This is a genomic window from Flavonifractor sp. An4 (assembly GCF_002161755.1).
Classification (GTDB): Bacteria; Bacillota; Clostridia; order Oscillospirales; family Oscillospiraceae; genus Flavonifractor; species Flavonifractor avicola.
Genome location: NZ_NFIL01000087.1, coordinates 1 through 2,913 on the forward strand (window position 1 = coordinate 1; position 2,913 = coordinate 2,913).

Consider the following 2,913-nt stretch of genomic DNA (forward strand, 5'->3'; position numbering starts at 1 on the left):
CTCTGCGGCATCAGGGGATGAAAAAAGCGAGGGTGCGTCGGAGTTTTTCCAACGCACTCTCGCTCATGCTTGGGGTCAAACTTGGCGGACAAGCCGCCGTTTTTCAGGGGATTAGGTCAGAGTGTTTGGAAGTAAGTCTGACCTGAGTATAGCACACCTCCTCCCAGTCCGCAATAGAAAACCGCCTGGTATATGCAGTCATTTTACACCAGAAACATCAAAAAATCATTTTGTCTGTATTACATCATCCATCTCATTGCTTGATGTTCTACAAGGAAAAAGTATGATATCGACTGTTACCCATTTTACCTCCGCCTGGCATCCGTTTCATGCCCATAGGGAGTTTGGCTTGTGTTCTTCTGGAATATTTTCGCTGTGCCATAGTGCAACAGCTACATAGTCAACGAGTTTCTACAAGTAATTGCCGCACTCAATCGTATTTTTATAAATACGTCATCCCATCTACAAACTTGCTGTTGCGGCAATCTACAAACTTGCTGTTGCGGCAATCTACATTGTGCGGTAAAATGGAATATCGTAAAAGCCCTTTATAAGTATGGAGCATATTTGTCCTACATTATCATAACAACTTAAATATGATGCTTTTGTTGAGCAAACAGGAAAAATAAAAGCCAACATCGGTCGTAGCCTTGAGAAACTGGAAACCCTGAAAAAGACTCTGGTACAGGAGTATTGCGGTAGAGAAGGAGAAAATCGCATGGGTTCTTTATTGCATGAATTTTTAATGAGTTTAAGCGTTGATGCCAGTCCCCGCTATACAAATTTTGATGGTGAAATATATCATTATACGGCACTTCATAATATAGAATCAATTCTTCTCAATTCGAGAGATAAAATTGTTTTATGGGCCAGCCAATATGATTGCTTGAATGATATATCAGAAGGGACAATAGTCGAACCATGTTACTATAAAGTATGTAAAGATCTTAGGGCTTGTGGATATATTTCCCCCAATTTATATGAACTTTTGTCCGGTATAAAACCATCAAAAAATGATTTTTTTGCAATGCGCGAAAACAACAAACTTATATCGGAACGCAGCGAATATACAACATATATTGCATCTTTTTCGCAAAAAAGTGACCTTTTACCTATGTGGAATTATTATTCCAAAGGAGATTTGTTTGAAGGAATTAATTTGGGAATGGATTCCAAGGCAATTTTGTCAAACTACCCAACACTTTCTGCACATGGAAAAGTAAGATTAAATGTTAGTTCGGTGGTATATAGTCAAAAAGAACAAGAGGACATTATTAAAAAATTTCTCCTGGAAATAATAAGTAAATATAAAGAAGGGTTTGAACAGCCGGTTAGAGAAGTTGTTTCTAAAAAATTGGCCTCTTTAAAAATGATTTTCAAACAAGAGTGCTTTAGCTATGAGCAGGAGGTCCGTATAATTGTTGATATGGCAGACAAGTATAGAGATGATTTCTCGATAAAATATAGAACTAATGCGGGATATTTTATTCCATACATTGAATTATTAATTGATAAAAAGGCTTTGAAATCGGTTACACTAGGACCATTTCGAGGGACGGAATCTCAGTTAGATTTGCAAAAAAAAACATTGTCTCAAATGCTTGCCTCTCATCAATATGAGATCAACATTAATGTTTCTAAAGTACCCATAAGATATTAGAAGACAATGCTATACCTAACTTTTCCTTCCTCCGATCAAAAGCTGATATGCCCTCTTTGTATCGGCGTGCATGGAAGCGGAGAGGATTTTTACCCCCGCACCGGCGCTATGCGCTGTAGGCTTTTGCAAGGTGCGTGGCTCCAGCGTGGAGGCGGTTAATTGGGTGCGGAAAAATTCCGTAGAGGTGACTGCATAACGATTGCTCACCGCCGCAACCGTATAGTCAAAGATCTCCTCTGTCCATACCGGCTTGCCGTCCCGCACTCTGGGCGTGGGCGTTTTCTTATCAATCATATTAAATTTCTCCTTGGTGACGGTTGTGACGGTCAATTCCAAACTTTTTTCAATATCCAATTTGAATTTAATTTAGCGATACAGTGAGAAAAGTTCCAGTTTTGACTGTCACAACTGTCACGCTTCATTATACATCCCACCCGGCATCCGGGTGATGCCCGCAGGTTTGCGCCGCCCGCCCACATTGATAGAAAGGGTGACTCTCCAGGTCATAGTTCTGTATCCATTGAGGCTCACTACTCCTAGTAAACAGCTGCGCATGGTGCAGGGGCATGTTCAGGATGATGTGGACAGACTTGTTGGCCTTGCTTGAAACCTCCTCCCGCACTTGTTATCCATTATACCGTCGTAGAATTTCGGCCAATACGGCCCGCGCCTCATCGTCCTTGGGCTCAATGTCCCAGCCCCGGTCGTAGTTGGCCACTATGCATCCATTTTTTCTGATTTCGAGTTTAGAGATACAGCCTTGCTGGATGCCCCATTTGCTCCCGTATTCATACAGCTTGATGGAGAAGCTGTAGCCATCAATCATGCCATGTAGCCACATATTATCACCTCCTGAAACAGTTTGGTTTTGAAGGCGTCAAGGGGAATTGCAAGCAAATACGGCCTTGATACGCGCTGTCCATCAGAATGCGTTTTGTGCCTCATGCCTCGTGCTCATCCTGTTCATGGTACGCCGCTTTCTGCTTCGACGGCTGTGCCAAGTGATACAGGGGATGGTCCTCCAGGCGGTATTTCTCCACCTCCTTTGGTGCGCCGCCCCGTGTAAACAGCCACGCATGGTTTAAGGGCATGTTCAGGATGGTGTGGACAGACTTGTTGGCCTTGACGGAGATGTACCGGGCCGTTGCAAGCTCCTGTCCGCCCAGGTAGAGCAGGTGGTCGCAGTTGCTCAGAATGGTAACGGCCTTGTCATGCCCGTATGCGGCCTCCAGCTGTGCAAGGCTCTGGAGGAC

4 protein-coding genes are annotated in these 2,913 nt (G+C 43.4%); 1 reads left to right on the forward strand and 3 read right to left on the reverse strand.

Going from position 1 to position 2,913, the window contains the following annotated elements; translation table 11 throughout:
• The first annotated feature begins 718 nt into the window (after positions 1-718).
• The gene (locus B5F94_RS15675; protein ID WP_087331474.1) at positions 719-1,660 is read left to right on the forward strand and encodes a DUF2971 domain-containing protein; all 942 of its coding nucleotides are present in this window, start codon (positions 719-721) and stop codon (positions 1,658-1,660) included.
• A gap of 15 nt (positions 1,661-1,675) precedes the next feature.
• On the opposite strand, the gene B5F94_RS15680 is transcribed toward B5F94_RS15675, so the two are convergent.
• From B5F94_RS15680 to B5F94_RS15690, 3 genes are all read right to left on the reverse strand, one after another.
• Complete coding sequence (locus B5F94_RS15680) at positions 1,676-1,954, reverse strand: hypothetical protein (RefSeq protein ID WP_087331478.1); 279 nt, start codon at positions 1,952-1,954, stop codon at positions 1,676-1,678.
• Between the two features lie 331 nt (positions 1,955-2,285).
• Complete coding sequence (locus B5F94_RS15685; RefSeq protein WP_087331481.1) at positions 2,286-2,501, reverse strand: DUF7678 domain-containing protein; 216 nt, start codon at positions 2,499-2,501, stop codon at positions 2,286-2,288.
• A gap of 100 nt (positions 2,502-2,601) precedes the next feature.
• Positions 2,602-2,913, reverse strand: a 312-nt coding sequence (locus B5F94_RS15690; protein WP_158100316.1) for a TraM recognition domain-containing protein, incomplete at its 5' end; no start/stop codon positions are given.

Coding starts and splice junctions, on each gene's coding strand:
- B5F94_RS15675 (WP_087331474.1), top strand. CDS start 719: ATGGGTTCTTTATTGCATGAATTTTTAATGAGTTTAAGCGTTGATGCC.
- B5F94_RS15680 (WP_087331478.1), bottom strand. CDS start 1,954: ATGATTGATAAGAAAACGCCCACGCCCAGAGTGCGGGACGGCAAGCCG.
- B5F94_RS15685 (WP_087331481.1), bottom strand. CDS start 2,501: ATGTGGCTACATGGCATGATTGATGGCTACAGCTTCTCCATCAAGCTG.